We start from the raw sequence: 19,591 nt of genomic DNA, 5'->3' as shown, positions 1-19,591 counted from the left end.
CCGGCTTAAGGGTCTCTTTGCCGGGAAGGGCGTCCTTGTCAACCATTCTTACTGCCCAAGGAAGCCCTTCTACGAAGGGCGTCCTCCCGCTACTGGAGGTAGAAGCGAACCGGCACGACCGCCTGGGACTCGACCGGCTTCACTCCCGCCAGGGCGGGATGAAAGCGCCAGTGCTCGACGGCGACCGCCGCCGATTGATCGAGATCCGAGAAGCCCGAGCTGCGGACCACTCGCAGCGTTTCCACTCCTCCCACGGGCGAAATCTTCACCCAGACGTAGACCACCCCCTGCTCCTTCTTCTGCCGGGCGGTGTCAGGATAGACGGGCGGCGGATTGCGCAGGTAGTCGGGTTGCGCGAGTTGGGTTGGGCGCGGGGCGGACGCGACCGCCGGAGCGGCCTTGGGCTTGGGAGCAATGATTACTTTCTTCGGCTGCGGCTTGCGCACCACCGCTTGCGCCATGTCGTCGGGCTTGACCGGCGGAGGCTCCGGAGCAGCCTGTTTCATCGGTTCCGGCGCCGCCACGAGGTCGACCGACGCCGGGGGGAAGAGAGGTGCGGCTGCCTGCTTGATCTTGGGGGCCAAGCTGATCCCGGCACCCAAAATGAGGGCCGCATGAAAAACGAGGGAGAGCATCCAGCCGGCGGTCCGCTCGCGTCGCTCGGTCGGGTCTTCCTCGAAGGGATCGATTCCCCGGCTTTTCGGAAGTGGGGCGGTCGACGGCAGGGACGCTTGTGGTGCCGCACCGGAAAGCTCCACCAAAAGACTTCCTGGTCGATGCCAGATTGCTTGCGTCTTGCGCTCTTGGAGAAGGATCATGGCGACTCTCCTTTCCGCTTTCCCGCTCGGAGTCGATCCTCCGAGAAGACACCGACAATCGGCCGGCGGACCCCGTGAGAATCACCCAGAGCACTCTTTCAATCTGAGAGGAGCTTACGACGGCGCCCTTTAAGAAAGGAGGCACGACAAGTTTAACTTTTCTTCAAGTTTCGGACTCGCCCGCGATCCCGTCCCCTCGACTGTGCTTGGCTGGCTCGTGTCGGGGAGGGGCGTCTTGCCCCTCAATCTTCGCGGATCGTCTTGGGAAAGATGGAGAGCCGAGCGCAGTGCCACTCCCGAAAGAGGCGGTAGGCGATCCTCATGTTGCCGTGGCTGTGGACAAGAGCCGCGACGATCCGTTTCCCGACGCCGAGCCCGGACCCCTTTCCTCCGCTCCGCTTGATTCGGTTGCCGACTCGGATCACGATGCGGTCGCGAGCACGGCGAAGGCGGAGGAAGATCGGGCCGCGTCCATGGTGCAGCGCGTTCGACACCAGATTATAAAGGATCTGCTTGAGGTAGGTGGGGTCCGCGTCGGCTTCCGCGGGTTCCGTGCGGATCTCCAGGGTTCGTCCTTCCGCTTCGGCCAACAGCCGAAACCCCTCCAAGAGCTCTTCCATGAGATCATCGACGCGCAGCCGCTCCCAACGGAGAACAAGACCTCCTTTCTCCGCTCGCGCCAGGAGGAGCGCGCGCTCGAGGTGATGTCCGAGCCGGTCGAGCTCTGCTTCAATCTGTTCGGCGATAGCCGGATCGACGCGATCCACGACCCGTTCCATCCGGAGACGCGCCAGGGTAAGAGGCAGCTTGAGCTCATGGGCGAGCCGCGCGGAAGAACGATCGACTTCGGCCAGAACCTCTTGGACCCGCTCGAGCAGCCGGTTGATTTCCTGGATCAAGGCCTCGACCTCGGGATCCCGTTCGTCGGAATGGACGCGCTGCCAGGGGCTTTGCGGATCGAGCAGGGAGAGCTGACGCCGAAGGGCTCGGAGCGGACGTCTGCCGGCGGTGGCGACCAAGAGCCCGATCCCCAGGAAGGTGGCCAGCATGGCCAGGGCATAGCCGGCTTCCCATCGGACAAGCTCGCGCCGATGCTCCGCGGTTTTCAGGAAGCGCGCTTCGCGTGCGGCGGCGGCCCAATGGAAGGCGGTAGAGACGCCGAGGAATCCCAAGCCGAATGCAGCCGTCACCGTGAGCCATCGACGGTTCATGGCGAAGCGGACGGAGCCGGCCGCAGCGCAAACCCTATCCCACGGATCGTCTGGAGCAGGGGAGGCTTTCCCGGAAGATGGAGCTTTTGGCGTAGGTGGTTGACGTGGACGTTCACCAGCGCGGTTTCCGAATCGAAACAGCGATCCCACATCTTTTCCAGAATGAGTGCTTTGCTCACGGCGTTGGGGGCATGTTCGATCAAGAGGCGCAGCAACTCAAACTCCCGATTGGTCAGGTCGATGCGCTGGCTGCCGCGGGTGACGGTGCGGGCCACCAGGTCCATCTCGATATCCTCGAAGCGCAATCGGCTCGCCAGGGTCGGGCTCTGGCGACGCAGGAGAGCGCGCACGCGCGCAAGAAGCTCTTGGGTCGAGAAGGGCTTGCCCAGGTAATCGTCGGCTCCTGCGTCCAGGCCTCGCACCCGGTCTTCTACGTCTGCACGACCAGTGAGGAAGAGCACCGGCAGGCGCGATCCGGACCGTCGTAACTGGCGAACCACGGAGATGCCGTCACGCTCGGGAAGCATGAGATCGAGGACGAGCAGATCGAAGGGATAGTTCTGCGCCAACCAGAGGGCCTCTTCGCCATCCTCCGCCACCTCGGCCGTGTAACCCTCGGCCTGCAGGGCTGCCTTCAGATGCTTCCAGATCTTTCGCTCATCCTCGGCAATCAGGATTCTCATCTTCCCATCCGTGGGATCGGTTTCCGGCTGCTCGAGTTGCGGTGGATGTTGCGACGTACCAAGGGTCGGATCGGCAGCTTCCTCAACCATTAATGGTCGGCCCGCTGTTGCGGGGCGAGGCGTTTCGCCAACCGTTCCAGGGCGGGGGAGCGATCGTGAGGGTTGAGGCGCACCTCGATCAGCCAAAAGGAATCTTTCTGGGCTAATGCGGCTTGAAGAGTCTCTTCCAGTTCCTGGTTGGTACGGACCTGACAGGCGCGGCCGGATCCCAAAAGCTCGGGGAGTCGGCAGTAGTTCCATTCCAGTAGATCGTTAAACGGCCCGTCGAGAATCTGTCGCTCGGTAGAATACCCGCGATTGTTGAGCAGCACGACGATCGGACTCAAGCCGAAGCGGGCTGCGGTGGAGAGCTCCATTCCCGTCATTTGAAAGGCACCGTCTCCCACGAGAACCAGCGGGCGCAAGCGTGGATTGGCAAGAGCGGCCCCCAGCGAGGCGGGAATGGCGAATCCCAAGGATGCGTAATAGGCGGGGCTCAGGAACTCGGTCGGTTCGCGAATGACCAGATCCGAAGCGCCGAAGAGCGCCTCGCCGACATCGGCGATAACGATGATTTCGCGGCTCAGGATCCGGTTGACTTCCGCAAAGAGCGATTGAACCGTGATCCGATCCTGAGGACGAGCTGAATTCCTCGTCATCGGCTCGGTTTGGCGTGCAGCGATGCCCGGCAAAACCCTTTTTTGAATGCCGAGCTTCAAGAGACCGCGAACGAAGTCTTCTAATCGGACCCCTTCGAACGAGTGGTGGCGAATGGAGAGCTTCTCGCTGGTCGCATAGATGGAGCGGCTCATGTCGAACGAGGACGAGCTGCCGCCCACCGTGATGTCAGTGAGAAAGACTCCCAAGAGGAGGAGGCAGTCACTCGCTTCGACATAGTCGTTGACTTCGGCTCTCCCCGTGGCTCCTTCGTAGACGCCGATGTAATGGGGATGCGTTTCCGCGATGACCGATTTCCCGAGGAGGGTGGCCGCCACGGGGATTCCCGTCGTCTCCGTAAGCCGCACCAGCTCCTTCTGCAGGCCGAAGCGGTGGAGTTCTACATCGGCCAGAATCAAGGGGCAGCGGGAAGCCAGGAGCATTTGCCGGGCCTCCTCCAATGCCTCCGCCAGGGCTTGTGGATCGCTCTCTTCGGATTCGCGCCGCGTCGAGGGAGGACGACAGGGCGCCAGCATGAGATCTCGCGGCACCTCGATGTAGACCGGCCGATGGTAGCGGCGCGCGAGATCGAGCAGCCGGTCGATTTCGGACGCCGCCGTATCGGGATTGTCGAGAACGGTCGCTCCGACCGTGATCTCCTCGAAGATCTTCCGCTGGGTGTCGAAATTGCGCACCTTATGATGGAGGAGTGGGTCCTTCTTCCGCTCGGCCATCCCGGGGGCGCCGCTGAGGACGACCACCGCCGATTTTTCCGCATACGCCTCCGCCACCGCATTCGCGATTTTCAGGCCACCGACGCAGTAGGTGACGCAGACGGCGCCCATGCCTCGGACACGAGCATAGGCGTCGGCCGCAAAGCCCGCGCCCTGTTCGTCACAGGTGTTGATGGTCTCGATTCCTCCCTTTCGAAAGGTAGAGAAGAGGGGCAGGGCGTAATCGCCCGGCACTCCGAATACATATTCGATTCCCTCGCCCTTGAGACGACCGGTCAGATACTCCGCGATGCTCGGCGATTCTTTCATAAGATAAGCTTGCCCAAAAGACTCCGTTCGGGAAATCCGAAAATGGGCGGGCTCGAGCCGTTCAACCCGGATTGTCCGAACGATCCAAGACGGGTCGCAGGAAGGGAGCGGTCGGCGATCTCTTGGTCCTAGAGATCTTTTCGGGTGGGCCCCAGGCGACGATTCGGCCTCCGGCTTCCGCCGCTCCGGGACCGAGCTCGATCACATAGTCGGCTTCGGCGATCACGTCGAGATGGTGCTCGACGATGACGACGGTGTGGCCGAGATCGACCAACCTCTGAGAAAGCCGAAGAAGCTTCTCCACGTCGGCGAGATGCAGTCCGATGGTCGGTTCCTCCAAAAGGTAGAGGCAGCGTCTCGGAGGCGTGGGTGCCAGGGATCGGGAGAGGGGGCGAACGAGCGATGCCGCAAGCTCGGTGGCGAGCTTGAGCCGCTGCGCTTCGCCTCCGGAGAGGGTGGGGCTTGGTTGTCCGAGGGTCAGATAGCCCAGGCCTGCTTCCGCGACGAGGTCAAGGGATCGGTGGATTCGGGGAACGCCCGCAAAGAAGGATGCGGCGGCTTCCACGGTCATTTCCAAGATCTCCGCGATGGTCTTTTCGCGGTATGCGATCTCGAGGGTTTGGGGGTTGTAGCGGCTTCCCGAGCAGCTTTGGCAAGGGATCCGGAAGAGCGGAAGAAGCGGGAGCTCGACGGCGAGAGTGCCGTTCCCCTGGCACGCAGGGCATCGTCCGGCGGGGGTGTTGTAGGAGAAGCGTCCGGGTCCATAGCCCCGCTCCCGCGCGGTTGGAAGCGAGGCAAAGAGTTCGCGGATCTGGTCAAACACTCCCAGATAGGTTGCGGGAGTCGATCGGCTTGTTTTGCCGATCGGGGATTGATCGACCAGCACGGCGGCGGCGAAAAGATTGACGCCGGAAAGAGTTTTCCAGCATGGCCGCAGCGGCTTCTTGCGATCCGGCTGGTTCCTCGCGACGGAGCGGCGGACCGCCGGAAAGAGGACCTGATGCAAGAGGGTGCTCTTTCCTGACCCGCTCACGCCGCAGATGACGACGAGCTTTCCAAGAGGAATGGCGAGGGAGAGATTGCGCAGGTTGTTCGCCTGGATTCCTTCGATGCGCAGCCAAGCCTCGGAACGGCCGCAGGGTCTACGCTTGCCGGCGAGTGGATGGCGAAGCGGAGACCCGAGAAGCCGGCCCGTCACCGAGGCGGGATCATCGGCGAAGCTTGTCCAAGGCCCGTCGGCTACGATTCGGCCGCCGAATCGCCCCGCCCCCGGCCCCAGATCGATCACGCGGTCCGCGCGCCGGATCGTCTCTTCGTCGTGTTCGACGACGACCAAGGTGTTTCCCTTGCCCCGTAGCTCGTCCAGCGTGTCGAGCAGACGGGCATTCTCTTGCGCATGCAGCCCGATCGTTGGCTCATCGAGCACGTAGAGGACTCCTTGGAGATTGCTGCCGAGTTGGGCGGCGAGGTGAATGCGTTGCAACTCGCCGGCGGAGAGAGTCGAGGCCGAGCGGTTGAGTTGCAGGTAGGACAGTCCTGCCTGCTCCAGGAAGCGGAGGCGAGTCATGACCTCGGGAACGATCTTGGAGAGAATGGGGGCTTCCCGGCCGACCGGCTGAATCCGGGAGAAGTAATGGGTCGCTTCCTTGACGGAAAGCCGGCAGATCTCGGGGAGCGTTGGACCCGCACCGGTCTTTCCCGAATCCAGAGGAAGACGCACGGCGGCGGCGACAGGATTGAGCCGGGTTCCACGGCAGCTCGGGCAGGGGGTCTCCTCTTCCTCGTCCCCGTTTTCTCGATCCGGTGCCGCACCGTAGCCCTGGCAAACCGGACACCAGCCGAAGGGGGAGTGAAAGGAGAAGAGGAGCGGCTCGAGCTCGTCGAACGAGCGCCCGCTGCCCGGACAAAAGTAACGGGTGCTGAGGAGCGAATCGGCTCCTTGCGGATCGACCAAGAGGATGCTCTCCCGTCCCAGAGAGAGGGCTTCGGCAACGAGGCGTTCGATCTCTGCATCCGCAGAGCCGGGTAAAAGTGTCCCGAGCCAGGCGTCGATCGAGTGCGTTCGGTAGCGGTAGGTCCCGCGGAAGCGGAGTGGATCGACCCATCGTCCGTCGATGCGCAGGCCGGGAACCTTCTTGCGCGCCGCCCAGCGGGCGAGTGCCGTGTAGTTTCCTTTTCGGCCGCGGACCAGCGGGGCAAGCAGGCGTTGGGGAACAACCAGGCGTCGGGCGACTTCCGCAAGAAGGGCTTCCAGGGTTTGCCGTTGGGCCCTCTCCCCGGTTTCCGGGTCGGCGGGAATGCCGAGCCGGGCGTAAAGTAGCCGCAGAAAGGGGAAGATCTCGGCGACGGTCGCGACGGTGCTCTTGGTTCCCGGTCGGGTGAGCCGCTGTTCGATGGCAACGGTCGGCGGCAGGCCGCTTACCGATTCCACATCGGGCTTCTCCATTTGTTCGACAAATTGGCGCGCATAGCCCGACAGGCAGTCGAGATAGCGTCGCTGGCCCTCCGTGAAAAGGATGTCGAAGGCAAGAGTAGACTTCCCGGAGCCGCTGACTCCGGTCAGGACCGTGAAGCTGCCGAGCGCAATGTCCAAGGAGAGCGACTGCAAGTTGTGGTGGTTCGCGTTTCGGATCGACAGCCGATCCGGGCGAGCGGGGACCGTGGCCGGCGGTGGCGAGGCGGGCCCTTCCTGGAGGCGGGCCGTCTCCGTCTTTTTCGCGTCACCCGCAAGCCGCGGACGAAGAAAGCGGCCTGTATGGCTCGTTGGATGGGAGGCGATCGCTTCGGGACTGCCTGCGGCCACCACCTTGCCTCCGTCGGCACCTCCTTCCGGCCCGAGTTCGATCACCCAATCCGCGCAGCGGATCAGATCAAGATTGTGTTCGACCACGACAAGGGTATTTCCTTGGTCGACGATCCGCTGGAAAAGGCGCAGAAGGGCGGGAAGATCATCGGCATGAAGGCCTGTCGTCGGCTCATCGAGAAGAAAAAGCGCGGCAGTCGCGGTGCCGCCGCGCTTTCTTCGCGCATGGGCGCGTTCGCCTACGGCGTCGATGCCACCAGCCAGATGATTCAAGATCTTCAGGCGCTGGCTCTCCCCTCCGGAGAGTTGGCTCAAGGGATGGCCGAGACGGAGATAGCCGAGGCCGATCTCCGCTAGGCCCTCGAGTCGGCGAACCGCTTGGCGGCAGAGCTTTTCTTCTAGCAAGGATGGCGTCGCTTCCGGACGGAGGAGGAGAAGGGCCTCGGTGACGCTCATGGAGAGAAACTCTTCCAAGCTCTTCCCCCGAAAGCGGACGGCGAGGACATGGGGCTGGAAGCGTTTGCCCTGGCAGATCGGGCAGGGGAGAAAGACATCGGCAAGAAACTGCATCTCGACGCGTTCGACACCGGATCCTTCGCAGTGCGGGCAGCGGCCGTCGCCGGCGTTCAAGGAAAACGAAAGAGGGGTTAAACCGCGCGAGAAAGCATCCTCTGTCTGGGCGAAGAGTCCACGGATGGGCTCCCACGCCTTCGCGTAAAGGGCGAGATTCGACCGTGGGGTCCGGCTGAGCGGGGATTGATCGACCTCGTAAAGGGCGGAAAGTCTCTCCCATCCGGCGATGGCAGCCGTCTCCCCTTGGAAGGTTGCCGGCTTGTCCGGATGGGAAAGGGCGGCGCGGAGCGTCGAGGCAAGGGCGTCGTGGATGAGGCTGCTTTTGCCGGAGCCGCTGACGCCGGTGACCGCCACGAAGCAACCGAGGGGAAGATCGACGGAGAGATCGCGAAGGTTGTGCACCCGGACGCTCGACAATCGAAGCCAAGGCGCGGAATCGATCGGTCGACGAGAAGAGGGCACGGGAATCGTCTTTCGTCCCGAAAGATAGGCGCCGGTCAAGGAGCGGGAGGAGTCGAGGATCTCGGCAGGCGAGCCGGCGAAGACGACGGCACCTCCCTCCGACCCCCTTCCCGGGCCGAGTTCGACCAGATGATCTGCGCCTCGGATCACAATCTCCTCGTGCTCGACGACGACGACGGTGTTGCCTTGGTCTCGCAGATGGCGCATCACGCCAAGCAGCCGGTCGACGTCCCGCGGATGGAGTCCGATGGTTGGCTCATCCAGGACGAAGAGGGTATTGGCCAAGCGGTTCCCCAAGCAGATCGTCAGGTTCGCTCGCCGGATCTCTCCGCCCGAAAGCGAGCGGGTCGCCCGGTCGAGAGAAAGATAGCCGAGTCCGATTTCCTCCAGGTACTGCAGACGGATCAGGGTCTCTTCCCAGGCGCGGCGTGTGGCGAGATCGGCCGGCGGAAGCGAAAGGGAGGCGAGCAGCCGCCTCGCCTCTTGCACAGGCCGTTCGCAGAACTCTGCGATCGAAAGTTCTCCGGAAGGGAAAGGGAGACGGTAGGCGCGCGCCAAGGCCGCAAAACGGGTTCCCCCGCAGTCGGGGCAGGCGCGGTAGTCGCGGTAACGGGAAAGGAAGACGCGGACGTGCGTCTTGTAGGCCTTCTTTTCGAGAAGGGAAAAAAAGCCACGTACACCACACCAGAACCCGGCTTCCACGGCTTCTTCCGCTTCCTGCTCGGGACGTTCGCCCTCGCGGAGGAACTCTTGCTCTGCAGGAGAGAGCCGGGAGAACGGGGTGTCGATCGAAATCCCTCGGCGCAAGCAGATCTTCTCGACCTTCCCCTGCCACCATGACAACGAGTCTGAGCGGAAGGGCTGGATCGCTCCGCCTCTCACCGATCGGTTCGGATCCGGAATCGCTCGGTTTAAGTCGAACTCCACGATCCGTCCGAAACCATGGCAGTTCGGACAGGCGCCCTGCGGATTGTTGAAGGAGAAGAGAGCCGGGCTGGGTAAGGGAAATTCCTCTCCGCATCCGGGACAGATCCGCCGGTCGGTGAAGGTCAGATTCTCGCCGCGCTCCGTACGGATCGCTACCTTTCCTTTGCCAAGTCGCATCGCTTCCTCGATACCCTGGGCAAGGCGGCTTTTTCTCTTCTCCTCGACGCGCAGCAGGCGCAACGCAACGAGCAGTCGGCCGTCGGCGATAATACCCCCGCCGGAGTCCTCATCCGTGCGGACGAGATTTTCTTTTTCCCATACCCGCAGAAGGCCCTGAGAACGCAGGAAGGAGAAGGCCTCCTGCCGGGGCATCCCCTCCGGAAATTCGACCGGAAACCCGATTCCGATCTCCTCGCCGGAAAACGTTTCTAAAATTCTTTGCGCGATCGTAGCGGAAGAGGCCTCTTCGACGGGAAGCTGGCAGTGAGGGCAGTGGAGTCTTCCCACACGGGCGTAAACCGACTTGAGATAATCCAGGATGCCGCTCATCGTTCCGAGCGTGCTTCGGGATGTGGCCGCGCCGCCACCCTGACCGACAGCGATTGCCGGGAGAATCCCTTCGATCGCCTCGCATTCCGGCTTTTCCCTCCGTTCGAGGAACTGACGGACGTAGGGCGATAAAGTTTCCACGTAGCGTCGCTGGCCTTCGGCATAGAGCGTGTCGAAGGCCAGCGACGATTTCCCCGAGCCGCTGGGTCCCGTAATCACCGTGAGCTTGCTCCGAGGAATCTCCAAGCTGATCGAACGGAGGTTGTGAACTCGAACTCCGCGGAGGGAGATAAACGACCCTTGCGGCGTAGGTCGATTAGAGGTCATCCGTTCTTGTCCAGGATCGGGAACTGCTTGTCATGGGGAAAGATCAGGGGCGTTCGAGGTTCAAAGCATGGGCGGATTTTGCGGGGAAGAAAATCGAGGAACATTCTGCCATTGACAGCGGCGCCTTGGCTTAAGAGAAGATAGCGCGGCATTGCAAATCGACCAAGGCCTGAGCCAGGGGAAGCTTCCGCTTGACCCAGCCGCTCGCGGGAACGTATATCCCGATGTTCCTGGGGACGAGTTGGGTGGAAAACCTGTGAGTAAACGTTTACTTCCGAATCACCAGAACCAGAGGAAGGAACGAAGCCGAAGATCGGCTCTTCGGGCATGTCTTCTTTGGGCGGCACTCGGCCTTTCCAGCGGTTGCATGGTCGGACCCGACTATAAGCGGCCGACCGTGGAGACTCCAACCAGCTTCAAGTGGGGAGAGTCGACGGCTGGCGAGAAGGTACATACGGGCCAGAATGGTCAATCGGCGCAACCGCAGACCGAAGGTGTCTCCCATAATATCCGCTGGAGGAAAGCCTTGCCCCAGGATGCGATCGCCAAGGGGGAGTGGTGGAAGCTCTTCGACGATCCGGTCCTTGACCAGTTGGAAAGCCAGCTCTCCATCGGCAACCAGCAGATCAAGCTGGCCTTCGCCCAAGCGACGGGCTCTCGGGCGCAGGTGGGTCAGGCGCTCGCCAATTTCTTCCCGAACGTCGGCGTCGCTCCCTTTTATTCCAATATCAGTTTTTCCCAGAATCAGCCTTTCTACTTGCACCAGCACGAACAACCTACCGTGGTGAACGGGAAGGTGGTCGGCCAGACCCAGGTGGGTCTGCCGCTTTCCTGGCAGGAGTTTGCGATCCCGGGCTACGCCGTCTATGAGGTCGACATTTGGGGACAGCTGCGGCGAGGACTCGAGGCGGCCAAGGCGAGCGCACAGGCATCGCAGGCCGCCTACGAAACCGTCATCCTTTCCCTCCACGCGGAACTGGCGATCCAATATTACTTGATCCGCTACATCGATTCGCAGCTCGCGGTCTACAAGTACATGGTCGATGTCTTTCGGGATAACCTCTACTTGGTTCAGAGCCGCTACGACGGCGGGGTGGCCAACGAGCTCGACCTGGCACGAGCCAAGACCGACCTGGCGACCGCCCAGTCCCAGTATATCGGCCTGCAGAAGACGCGGGCCCAGACCGAAAACGCAATTGCGACCCTTTTGGGCAAGCCGGCTTCTACCGTGCGGGTGGCCCCCAACCCCTTGCGGGACGCCCCTCCGATCCTCCCCGCCTATCTCCCGTCGGATCTCCTCCAGCGGCGTCCGGACGTAGCCCAAGCCGAGCGGCAGATGGCCCGCGCGAATGCGACGATCGGAATGGCGCTCGGAGCCTTTTTCCCGTCGGTGAATCTCTTCGCGGTCGGCGCGCTCTTGAGCGATTCGGCTTCTCTCCTGTTCAATGGATCGAGCCGTTTATGGTCGATGGGCCCCTTCGTCAACATTCCCATGTTCGAGGGGGGGCGGCTGGTCGCAGGACTCGAATTCGCGCGAGCCGCGTACCAGGCAGCGGTGGCGAACTACCGGCAACAGGTGCTAGTCGCCTTCCAGGAAACGGAAGACGCCCTGGCGGGCATCAAGATTCTCCTCGATCAGCAGGAAGCGCAGAACCGGACGGTCACGTTCGCCAAGCAGCAGTACGACGTCTCTCTGGTCCGCTTCAAGGAAGGGATGGTCAACTACATCGAGGTAGACACGACGATGCGCGTCTGGCTGAGCGCCCAACTGCTCGACGTGCAGGTCCTGGGAACGCGCTATATCGCCCTTGTCTCCCTGATTCGGGCCCTGGGCGGAGGCTGGAAGGACTACTCGATGCGAGCGATGGCGGCGCAGCCGAAAGTCCCCTCTGCCTCTTCGGAGGCTCATCCGGCGGGGAAGAAGAGCGGATAACGACGGATGGCAAGGGTTCTTTACGGTTCCAGCGAGCGCGAAGCGGATCTTCGGTATGCGGTCCGCATGGTGATCCCGGATCCGTTTTTCTGGGCGGAGAAAGGTGGGCGGACTTACGCGGTTCTTGGTCCTTTGGAGATCGATCGCGCGCGCAGGACGGCGCGCGTGGATGAGTTGATCCCGGCCGAGGAGTTGGTTCCCGAGGAAGGGAAGCGGTCGGATCCGGTAGAACTTCTCTTGGCTTTGGCGCAGAGGCTCCGTTTTCGGGTGGCGGAAGTCCCGGAAACCTTTCCTTTGGGAGTTGCCGACCGCGCCGGGAAGCAAGGGTTGCGGTTCCGCGTTCGGCAGGGGCCTTTTTTCCCCGAGCGTCAGCGGAAGAGCGAAGAGGAGATCGGGTGGATCACCGAAGCATTGCGGACTGCCGAAGCGGGGATGGAGCGAGCTCGGGAAATTCTTCGAGAGAGCCGTCCGGACGCAAAGCGGCGGCTCCGATGGAAAGAAGAGGAGCTGACCTCGGAACGGCTGCGGGGGGAGATCGAAGCGGTGATCGCGCGGCGCGGCGGGATAGCGGAGCAGTCGATCGTTGCGGGCGGATTGCAGGCGTGCGATCCCCATGAACAGGGGAGCGGCCCCTTGCATGCCGGCGAGGCGATTGTCATCGACCTCTTTCCCCGGAGCCGGGCGAGCGGCTATTATGGGGATCTGAGCCGCACCTTCGTGAAAGGAGAGCCGTCGGAAGCATTGCAGCGCCTTTACGACACGGTTGCGGCCGGCAAACGGTGGGTATTGGAGACGATGAGGGAGGGCACAGACGGCCGGGCCTTGCATCGTCATCTTCTCCGCCGGTTTGCCCAAGCGGGCTATCCTACCGAGCGCCGCGGAGGCAGATGGGTTGGTTTTTTCCATGGAACCGGGCACAGCCTGGGACTGGAGATCCATGAGCCGCCTCGCTTTGCGGCCGGCCGCTTTCAGGCGGGCCAAGTCATGACGGTTGAGCCTGGGCTTTACTATCCGGAGATCGGCGGCGTCCGCTTGGAAGACCTCGTGGTGGTAGAAAGGGGAGCGATTCGGAACCTGACGCGTTCTCCCGAAGAGTTCAAAATTCCTTGACGCTGGGAAGGGGAGAGTGCTGGATTGGCTGGTTCGACGGAAGCTCCTCTCCGATGAAAATCCAACTCCTTCGCGGTGTTCTCTTCTGCTGCCTGCTCGGGGGTGCCCTTTCGATTGGTCCCGGCAAGCTCTTCGGCTTCTCTGCGGAGGGCATTCAGCGACTCCAATCGGACGAGGATCCGGAACCGGGTCAGGAGCCGGAGACGCGGCCCGGTCACCAGCCGGGAACATCGCATGAGGGGGAGCAGGAGCCGGGAGCACCCAAAGGGCCCTCCGAGCCACCCTTTCTCCCGGAGCCCTACTTTCCGGAAATGCCCCAGTTCCAACCGGACGAACCCTATGTTCCGTAGGAAAGAGAGCGCTGCAGGCGATTGCCTCGGGAGCGATTACCTCCGGTTGACCCGCCAAATCAAGAGGAAGCCGATGGCCTGGAAGACGATGTTCGGCATCCAGATGATGAGCTCCGGGAAAAGAGGGGTCTTTGCCTTGAGCGCGTCCGCCAAGAGCACGATCGCGTAATAGGCCAGCACGATCACCAAGCTTAGCGCGACGCCCACGGAGCTTTCCCGCCGGTGAACCTGGATGGCCAGAGGCACGCCGACGATGGCAAAGGTAAAGCAGGAGAGCGAAATCGCGAGACGCTTTTGTAGTTCGGTCAAGAGCGGGGTGGGGTTGAGCGCAAGGGAGGAAACTCGATTTCCAAGGACTTGCTCTCCGATCTCGCCGAGGGTCGAAAGTCCGATGCTCTTTCGGACGGTCAGGCGATCGAAGAGAGTGCCCAGCGAGATCTCGTAGGGGACTTGCAGGGCGCGCGAGCCGGCGACGATGCTTTGCACATCCTCGGGGTTGGCCACGTTCCGCTCCTCCTGACGGCTGCTCCGCAGCGTGAGGATGATCCGCTGGTGAGGGATGTCGGCGTTGATCTCTGCTTCGTCGGCCCGGATCGCGCGGAGGGGGCGAAAGGCGCTATCGACTTCCCATATGTAGACGTCATGAAGGCGGACGCCGGCGCGTCTGCTCGCGTAGAGCCGGAAGCCGTCGAACTGGTCGATCGACTTTCCGCTTTCGAAGAAGGAGAGCGGATTTTGCAAGAGAACGTCCGAGAAGATCTCTTTGAACGCGTGGCGGCTCTTGGGTCCGACATAGGCGTTGATGGAAAAGCTGAAGAGGCTGTATGCGAGAGCGAACCAGATCACGGGGGCGAGGAGCGGGCCGATCCCGATCCCTGCGGATTTCAGGGCGATCAGCTCGTGGTCCTGCGACATTCGACCGAAGAGAAAGAGAACGGCCATGAGCAGCCCCCAGGGAAGTGTGAAGGTCAAGACGAACGGGACGAGGGAGAGAACGAGCTTGGCGATCACCCAGAGGGGAACTTCGTGATGGATGATGAGGTCGGCGACATCGCGAAATACGTTGGCCAAGACCAGGAAGAAGGTGAGAATGGCTGTACTCGTCAGGCTGATTTTCAGGAGATCGAGAAAGAGAAGACGGTAGAGCGTTTTCATCCGACTTCGATAATTTTACGGCTGCCTCGGAGGAGGAGAGGATGCTACGCTCCTGAGAATGTCGCTCTTATTAAGAATCAATGAGGAGCTCAAGGAGTCAATGCGAAAACGGGATGCGGCTCGGACCTCCGCCTTGCGACTGCTCAAGTCCGCCATCCAGTACGCCGAGTTGGAAAAGGGGCGGGCCGGAGCGCCGACTGATTCCGAGGTGATCGCTGTGATCGCCAAAGAGATTCGGAAGAGAGAGGATTCCATTGAGCAGTATCGGAGGGGGCAGAGAGCGGATCTCGCCCGGCAGGAGGAGTCCGAAATCGAGATCCTGCGGGAGTTTCTTCCCGAACCGTTCTCTCCGGAAGAACTGGAATCGCTGGTTCGCCGCACGATCCTCGATGTGGGGGCTACGGGTAAAGCCCAATTGGGCGCGGTCATCAAGGCTGTCCTGCAGCAGGCCGAGGGTCGGACCGATGGCAAGCGGATTCGGGAGGTAGCCGATCGACTTTTGAAAGCCCAAGGTTCGTAAGGGGGCAAAGGATGGAAGATCGGCTCTGGCTGGGGTTGGCAGGGCTTTTTGCTTTCCTCGGTGCCTTGCGCGGAGCCTATATGTGCGGCTCGCGCTCCAAGGAGAGCGGCCGGCTGATCGACCTCTTCCTTCTGGCTGCCTGGGGATGTCAGTCGGTCTTTCTCTATCTTCGGGGAAGAAGCATCGGTCATTGCCCGATCACCAATTTGTTGGAGACGGTGGCGTTCTTGGGCTGGGCATTGTTCTTGATGTATCTGCTGGTGGGATCGGCCTACCGGCTCTCCGTGCTCGGATTTTGCACGGCTCCGGTCGTTTCTCTTCTGGATTTTGCCGCCTTGATCGCCCCGATCGACCGGGCAAAGCCGTTGCCGAAGCTGGGGTGGCCCCTGGAAGTTCATGGAACCGCCCTGCTTCTGGCTTACGGGGCGCTCGGGATCGGCGCGGTGGCGGCTCTTCTCTATCTTTTCGAGGATCGGACGTTGAAGAGCCGGCGAGTGGCCGGATGGTTTTGCACCTTTCCCGCTCTGGGAGACTTGCTTGTCGTGCAAAGAAGGCTTCTGTATCTCGGTTTTGTCCTGCTGACCGCGGGCCTCTTGGTCGGAGTACTGCTTTCGGCGCGGGGCAACTGGGATTGGGTAAAGCTCTTCTGGTCAGTGGGGGTCTGGCTGCTCTATCTTGTCCTGGTGTGCGCACGCGGGATTCTCCACTGGAGTCCACGGAGGATCGCCCAAGGCATGGTATGCGGATTCCTTTTTGTCCTCTTGACGTTTTGGCTCATCAATAGTTGGAGTCGCGCCCATGATTTCGGAAGTCATCTGCCGGGATGCGGGGCGAGCGGGCCGCTCTGCGAACGGTGAAGGAAGCGGTGAATCAGAGACGGGGAGATATGCAATTTCTCGTGGGTGGCGGGCTGAATTTTGAAAAAAGCCCTTTGGAGCTCCGCGAGCGCATCGCGTTCCGTTCCGAGGAATTGACCCGTGCACTTCCTCTCCTCCGGCAGGAGCTGGGTTTGGAGGAAGCGGTCCTCGTCTCTACCTGTAACCGAGTGGAATATGTGGGAATCACCCTGGATGCGAAGCGATGTCGGGCGGGTTGGAGCCACTTCCTGGAGAGCTACCATGGCTTTCAGGCGGATTGGGGGACCTACTCTGAATTTCGACAAGGGCGCGCTTGCGTCGAACACTTGTTCGAACTGGTTTCCGGCCTCCGCTCGATGGTGATCGGGGAGACGGAGATTTTCGGGCAGGTGAAGGCGGCCTACGAAGCCGCGCATCGACTACAGACGACCGGGCTTTGGCTCAACCGTCTTTTTCAGACTTCCTTCTCCGCCGCGAAGGCGGCGCGGTCGAGAACATTCATCACCCGGGGGAACCTTTCGGTAAGCTCGGTCGCCGTGGAGCTCGCCGAACGACTTTTCGGGGATCTCTCGGGACGATCGGTCATGGTGCTTGGAGCGGGGGAGACCAGCGAAAAAACGTTGCGCGCTCTTGAGGGGCGCGGAGTGAGCCTCCTTCTCGTGGCGAACCGCACCTATGGTCGGGCATGCGAACTCATGAAAGAACTCCACGGGGAGGCGATTCTCTGGTCGGAGTTCCTGGAACGGAGCGCAGACGTCGACATCGTCATCAGCTCAACGTCCGCCCCCCATTACATTCTCACCCGGGAGAAGCTTCTTCCTCTGCTGAGCAGAAGAAAAGGGGACCCTCTCTTTCTGATCGATTTGGCTGTGCCACGGGATATCGACCCCTCCGTCAATGCTCTGGACGGGCTTTACTTGTATAACATCGACGACTTGCAATCGATTGCCCGACAGAATCGAGAGGATCGAACCGCCGAAATCGCCCGATGTCGCCGACTGCTCGAGCCCTATATCGAACGCTTCACGAAGTGGGCAGAGCAGCGTCAAAAGCGGTCGCACGGTCCGAATGTCATGGGAGACTTTCGTACGGCATGACTCGGCCGCTTGTCATCGGGAGCCGTCGCAGCGGGCTGGCCAGAGTGCAAGCGGAATGGGTGAAGAGCGCTCTCGAGGGGCTGTTCACCGGACAGAGTTTCGTGATCTCCTTTCTCGAAACGGCGGGAGATCGCTGGTCGGAACGAGGGGAAGCATCACTGCCGGGAACGGGGATTTTTACCAAAGAGCTGGAAAGCGCCTTGCTCTGTCGGAAGATCGATCTTGCGGTCCATAGCATGAAGGATCTTGCGACCGAGCTCCCGAAGGGATTGAGAATCGCCGCTGTTTCCCCGCGCGAGGATGCCAGAGATGTATGGGTGAGCCGAAGGTTTTCGCACTGGGAGGCCGCTCTTCCCGGAACGACGGTGGCCGTGGGGAGTCCGAGAAGGATCCAACAGTTCCGAGAGCTGCGTCCGGATCTCTCCTTTTGCGAAATTCGAGGCAATGTGGACACCCGCCTGCGCAAGCTCGAAGCGAACCCGAGTTGGTCCGGAACGGTTCTCGCCGCCGCCGGCTTGAAGAGGCTGGGACTCTTGGAGAGCGGCTGCCATTTGGCTTATTTCCCCTTCGAGGTCATGCTGCCGGCGCCAGGCCAAGGAGCGCTGGGGATCGAGGCGCGGATCGAGGACGAGGAGGTCGGACGTCTTCTTTGTCCGCTCCATGACGACGCAGTGGGATGGGAGGTGGCTGCCGAGCGGGCGTTTCTCCGGGGCTTGGGGGGCGGTTGCCGTTCAGCAGTGGGGGCGAAGGCGACCGTCCAAAGGCAGGAGCTCGTCCTGGAAGGGGTGGTTTGGATCGAAGCCCGCAGGCGTAACTATCGAAAAAGAAGAGTAGGTCGAGCGGAGGAAGCGGAATCTCTCGGGAAGGCGCTTGCGGAGGAGATTCTGAGCGAGGCGGGATCTCCGCCCGACTCTGGCGGGGCGATCCAATGAGCGCGGGAAAATTGCAGGGAAAAGTCTATCTGGTGGGTGCCGGCCCAGGCGATCCCGGGCTCCTGACGCTTCGTGCGCGCGATCTCCTCGCGGTGGCTGACTATGTGTTTTACGACGCGCTGAGTGCCTCCGAGCTTTTGCAATGGGCGAATGCCAAGGCGCAAATCGTTTTCGTCGGGAAATCGAGCGGACGCCAAGCCTTTTCTCAAAGAGAAATCGAGGCACTGCTCGTTCGCCGCGCCTTGGAAGGAGCGCGGGTGGTTCGGTTGAAGGGGGGAGATCCCCTCCTCTTTGGGCGCGGAGGAGAAGAGGGGGAGGCGCTGGCCGCCGCAGGCATTCCCTTCGAAGTCGTTCCGGGGGTAAGCTCGGCCTTGGGCGCTCCGGCCTATGCCGGGATTCCGCTCACTCATCGCGGCATTGCCTCCGAAGTGACGATTGCCACCGGCCATGAGGATCCCATGAAACCGGAAGCTTCGGTGGATTGGGCGGCTTTGGGGGGCCTCAAGGGCACAAAGGTGATTCTGATGGGGACAGAAAGGCTCGCAGAAATCTGTCAACGGCTGCTCGAAGGAGGAGTGCAGGAGGAATGCCCCGTTGCGGCCATCCGATGGGGAACGACAGGAAGGCAAGAGGTGCGGGAATGCACCCTACGCGAAGCGGCAAGCGGAGAGTTCTCCGCCCACTCTCCTTCCGTGATCGTGGTCGGGGAGGTCGTGAAGCTACGGAACCGGCTCTCTTGGCGGGAAGAACTTCCTCTTTTCGGGCAGCGCGTAGTCGTGACGCGCACCCGAAGCGAATCGAGCTGCCTGGGAAAGAGGCTGCGAGAACTGGGCGCGGACGTGCTGGAGATTCCGACGATACGGATCGTGCCTCGTCCTCTCCGCGATTCACAAAGAGACCTGATCCGACGTCTGGCTGCCGACTTTTCCTGGGTCATCCTCACGAGCCCCGTCGGAGCCGGCCTCTTCCTGCACCATGTCTTCGAGACGGCGGGAGATCTGCGAGCGCTCGGCAAGCTTCGCTTTGCTGCGGTCGGAAAAGCAACCGCCGCCGCCGTCGCTCGGTTTCATCTCGCGGTGGATCGGGTTCCCGAAAGCTATACGACGGCTGCGCTGGCGGACTCCTTCGCTCCCGAGGAATTGTGTGGTTCGCGGATCTGCTTGGCCCGAAGTGCTCTGGGAAATAAGGAGTTGCCGGCCTCGTTTCGGCGATTGGGAGCTCATGTGGAAGAGTGGGTGCTCTATGATACAGAGCCCGAGATGGGCGATCGCACTGGGGCGAGAGGCAGATTCTTGGAAGAAGGAGCCCATTGGATTCTCTTTGCGAGTTCGAGCGCTGCCGAGAATTGGCAGAAGCTCGATCTTCGTCCCGGTAAGGGTGCCTCTTCTCCGCAGGCATTGAGTATCGGCCCGGTCACGACTCAGGCCCTGCAGCGGCTCGGCGTTGTGGTTGCCGCAGAGGCTTCGGAGCACTCCATCGATGGGCTCGTGGCCTGCCTCCTCGGCCTTGCGCGGAAAGAGCAATAGGAGCAAGTGTGACCACTGG

General features: G+C 61.7%; 14 protein-coding genes. 8 read left to right on the top strand and 6 right to left on the bottom strand.

Features of this window, described 5'->3' with window-relative positions:
• Positions 1-89: 89 nt before the first annotated feature.
• The 5 genes from MAMT_RS00385 to uvrA all read right to left on the bottom strand — a co-directional run bounded on the left by MAMT_RS00385 (position 90) and on the right by uvrA (position 10,092).
• Positions 90-818 carry an energy transducer TonB gene (locus MAMT_RS00385; RefSeq protein WP_142658964.1) on the bottom strand — a complete coding sequence of 243 codons (729 nt, stop codon included), beginning with the start codon at positions 816-818 and terminating at the stop codon, positions 90-92.
• Positions 819-1,060: 242 nt separating this feature from the next.
• The gene (locus MAMT_RS00380; RefSeq protein ID WP_142658963.1) at positions 1,061-2,029 is read right to left on the bottom strand and encodes a sensor histidine kinase; all 969 of its coding nucleotides are present in this window, start codon (positions 2,027-2,029) and stop codon (positions 1,061-1,063) included.
• Positions 2,026-2,802: a response regulator transcription factor gene (locus MAMT_RS00375; protein ID WP_246186430.1), complete on the bottom strand. Its 777-nt coding sequence runs from the start codon at positions 2,800-2,802 to the stop codon at positions 2,026-2,028. Before MAMT_RS00375 ends, MAMT_RS00380 begins: the two co-directional genes overlap by 4 nt.
• Positions 2,802-4,451 (bottom strand): alpha-keto acid decarboxylase family protein, encoded by a 1,650-nt coding sequence (locus MAMT_RS00370; protein ID WP_142658962.1) that lies wholly within the window; start codon positions 4,449-4,451, stop codon positions 2,802-2,804. Before MAMT_RS00370 ends, MAMT_RS00375 begins: the two co-directional genes overlap by 1 nt.
• A 61-nt stretch (positions 4,452-4,512) precedes the next feature.
• On the bottom strand, positions 4,513-10,092 hold the full coding sequence (gene uvrA, locus MAMT_RS00365) for an excinuclease ABC subunit UvrA (protein ID WP_142658961.1): 5,580 nt from the start codon (positions 10,090-10,092) through the stop codon (positions 4,513-4,515).
• Between the two features lie 256 nt (positions 10,093-10,348).
• Between uvrA and MAMT_RS00360 the strand changes: the two genes are divergently transcribed.
• Genes MAMT_RS00360 through MAMT_RS00350 form a run of 3 tightly spaced genes read left to right on the top strand, consistent with a single transcriptional unit; the run spans position 10,349 to position 13,485 of the window.
• Positions 10,349-12,025: an efflux transporter outer membrane subunit gene (locus MAMT_RS00360; protein WP_246186429.1), complete on the top strand. Its 1,677-nt coding sequence runs from the start codon at positions 10,349-10,351 to the stop codon at positions 12,023-12,025.
• Between the two features lie 6 nt (positions 12,026-12,031).
• Positions 12,032-13,135, top strand: coding sequence for a M24 family metallopeptidase (locus MAMT_RS00355; RefSeq protein WP_142658960.1), 1,104 nt, complete (start codon positions 12,032-12,034; stop codon positions 13,133-13,135).
• A gap of 53 nt (positions 13,136-13,188) precedes the next feature.
• Entirely contained in the window at positions 13,189-13,485 is a 297-nt protein-coding gene (locus tag MAMT_RS00350) for a hypothetical protein (RefSeq protein WP_142658959.1), read from the top strand.
• A gap of 36 nt (positions 13,486-13,521) precedes the next feature.
• Here the strand turns inward: MAMT_RS00350 and MAMT_RS00345 are convergent, their stop codons facing one another.
• Positions 13,522-14,640, bottom strand: coding sequence for an LptF/LptG family permease (locus MAMT_RS00345; protein WP_142658958.1), 1,119 nt, complete (start codon positions 14,638-14,640; stop codon positions 13,522-13,524).
• A gap of 58 nt (positions 14,641-14,698) precedes the next feature.
• Here MAMT_RS00345 and MAMT_RS00340 point away from each other — a divergent pair, with 58 nt between their 5' ends.
• From MAMT_RS00340 to cobA, 5 genes are read left to right on the top strand one after another with little or no spacing between them, the layout of a single operon-like run.
• Positions 14,699-15,160, top strand: a complete 462-nt coding sequence (locus MAMT_RS00340) for a GatB/YqeY domain-containing protein (protein WP_142658957.1) — start codon at positions 14,699-14,701, stop codon at positions 15,158-15,160.
• Positions 15,161-15,171: 11 nt separating this feature from the next.
• Positions 15,172-16,017, top strand: a complete 846-nt coding sequence (locus MAMT_RS00335) for a cytochrome C assembly family protein (protein WP_142658956.1) — start codon at positions 15,172-15,174, stop codon at positions 16,015-16,017.
• Entirely contained in the window at positions 15,984-17,114 is a 1,131-nt protein-coding gene (gene hemA, locus MAMT_RS00330; protein WP_246186428.1) for a glutamyl-tRNA reductase, read from the top strand. Before MAMT_RS00335 ends, hemA begins: the two co-directional genes overlap by 34 nt.
• Complete coding sequence (gene hemC / locus MAMT_RS00325; RefSeq protein ID WP_178086818.1) at positions 17,111-18,046, top strand: hydroxymethylbilane synthase; 936 nt, start codon at positions 17,111-17,113, stop codon at positions 18,044-18,046. Before hemA ends, hemC begins: the two co-directional genes overlap by 4 nt.
• Positions 18,043-19,572: a uroporphyrinogen-III C-methyltransferase gene (cobA, locus tag MAMT_RS00320; protein WP_142658954.1), complete on the top strand. Its 1,530-nt coding sequence runs from the start codon at positions 18,043-18,045 to the stop codon at positions 19,570-19,572. Before hemC ends, cobA begins: the two co-directional genes overlap by 4 nt.
• Positions 19,573-19,591 lie beyond the last annotated feature (19 nt).

The organism is Methylacidimicrobium tartarophylax (genome assembly GCF_902143375.2).
GTDB lineage: Bacteria > Verrucomicrobiota > Verrucomicrobiia > Methylacidiphilales > Methylacidiphilaceae > Methylacidimicrobium > Methylacidimicrobium tartarophylax.
This window is presented reverse-complemented; position numbering and strand designations above follow the sequence as displayed.

Excerpts from the sequence above, each read along its gene's own strand:
- MAMT_RS00340 (WP_142658957.1), top strand. The coding sequence starts at position 14,699 with ATGTCGCTCTTATTAAGAATCAATGAGGAGCTCAAGGAGTCAATGCGA.
- hemC (WP_178086818.1), top strand. The coding sequence starts at position 17,111 with ATGACTCGGCCGCTTGTCATCGGGAGCCGTCGCAGCGGGCTGGCCAGA.
- MAMT_RS00345 (WP_142658958.1), bottom strand. The coding sequence starts at position 14,640 with ATGAAAACGCTCTACCGTCTTCTCTTTCTCGATCTCCTGAAAATCAGC.
- MAMT_RS00370 (WP_142658962.1), bottom strand. The coding sequence starts at position 4,451 with ATGAAAGAATCGCCGAGCATCGCGGAGTATCTGACCGGTCGTCTCAAG.
- MAMT_RS00350 (WP_142658959.1), top strand. The coding sequence starts at position 13,189 with ATGAAAATCCAACTCCTTCGCGGTGTTCTCTTCTGCTGCCTGCTCGGG.
- cobA (WP_142658954.1), top strand. The coding sequence starts at position 18,043 with ATGAGCGCGGGAAAATTGCAGGGAAAAGTCTATCTGGTGGGTGCCGGC.
- uvrA (WP_142658961.1), bottom strand. The coding sequence starts at position 10,092 with ATGACCTCTAATCGACCTACGCCGCAAGGGTCGTTTATCTCCCTCCGC.
- MAMT_RS00380 (WP_142658963.1), bottom strand. The coding sequence starts at position 2,029 with ATGAACCGTCGATGGCTCACGGTGACGGCTGCATTCGGCTTGGGATTC.
- MAMT_RS00355 (WP_142658960.1), top strand. The coding sequence starts at position 12,032 with ATGGCAAGGGTTCTTTACGGTTCCAGCGAGCGCGAAGCGGATCTTCGG.
- MAMT_RS00335 (WP_142658956.1), top strand. The coding sequence starts at position 15,172 with ATGGAAGATCGGCTCTGGCTGGGGTTGGCAGGGCTTTTTGCTTTCCTC.
- hemA (WP_246186428.1), top strand. The coding sequence starts at position 15,984 with ATGCGGGGCGAGCGGGCCGCTCTGCGAACGGTGAAGGAAGCGGTGAAT.
- MAMT_RS00375 (WP_246186430.1), bottom strand. The coding sequence starts at position 2,802 with ATGGTTGAGGAAGCTGCCGATCCGACCCTTGGTACGTCGCAACATCCA.
- MAMT_RS00385 (WP_142658964.1), bottom strand. The coding sequence starts at position 818 with ATGATCCTTCTCCAAGAGCGCAAGACGCAAGCAATCTGGCATCGACCA.